Source organism: Mesorhizobium sp. M4B.F.Ca.ET.143.01.1.1 (genome assembly GCF_004792275.1).
In the GTDB taxonomy this organism is placed as follows: Bacteria; Pseudomonadota; Alphaproteobacteria; order Rhizobiales; family Rhizobiaceae; genus Mesorhizobium; species Mesorhizobium abyssinicae.
In genome coordinates this window covers 1-278 of record NZ_SRSR01000401.1, presented here as the reverse complement: position 1 = coordinate 278, position 278 = coordinate 1, and the positions used below count along the sequence as shown (strand labels likewise).

Genomic DNA, 278 nt, shown 5'->3' with positions numbered 1-278 from the left:
TCAACCCCGATGGCGGCTATTCGATCGGCCTGCAGCTCGACCATCAGCTTGCCGTCGGCGTCGTCACCGACCTCTCCGGCACGATGCGCGCCCGTATCGAGCGAAATGTCGACCGCCCGACGCCCGCCGAGGCGATGCCGCTGCTTGCCGCGATCGCAAATGACCTGATCGCCACCTCCCGCCTCGACCGCACGAAGCTGCTCGGCATCGGCATGGCGATGCCCGGCCCTTTCGGCGTCGAGGGCATGACGTCGGTCGGCCCGACTGCGCTCCCCGGC

At 69.4% G+C, this 278-nt stretch carries 1 pseudogene; it reads left to right on the top strand.

Annotated elements, in window-relative coordinates:
* Nucleotides 1–278 (top strand): annotated as a pseudogene (locus tag EN786_RS38210) (ROK family protein); the annotation flags it as partial.